Annotated in this window: 1 pseudogene; it reads left to right on the forward strand. The window is 68.1% G+C overall.

Going from position 1 to position 407, the window contains the following annotated elements:
• A pseudogene (locus tag EOA33_RS38560) lies at positions 1 to 407 on the forward strand (FliM/FliN family flagellar motor switch protein); the annotation flags it as partial.

A 407-nucleotide genomic window follows, 5' to 3' on the forward strand; every position in this document is an offset into this window, starting at 1 on the left:
ATGTGGCGCAGGCGCTCAATGGATCGGGCAAGCGCTCGCTCGAATTGCGGCTGCCGGAGCAGCGGGAAATGTCCGGCATGGAGGCTAAGCGGCGGGTGCTGCGCGATGGGGCGGCGGTCCGCATGGTGTTCGGCATCTCGACGCCGACCGACAGCGGCACTGTAACGGTGATGATCCCGCAGCGCATCCTGCTTGCGACCCGTGGCGGCGCGGCCGGCGCCCACGACGACGATCACACGGCCGGCTCGGACTGGCGGGCGCGCTTCTCCGAAGAAGTGATGCGCTCGACAGTAACGCTGGAGGCGACGATGCCGCTCGCCCGGCTGACGCTCGGCGACCTCGCCAGCCTCGAATTCGGGCAGATCATCGAATTCGAAGAGACGGCGCAATCGCATGCGCGGCTCAGC

Origin of the sequence: Mesorhizobium sp. M4A.F.Ca.ET.050.02.1.1, from assembly GCF_003997725.1 — a bacterium.
Taxonomy (GTDB): domain Bacteria; phylum Pseudomonadota; class Alphaproteobacteria; order Rhizobiales; family Rhizobiaceae; genus Mesorhizobium.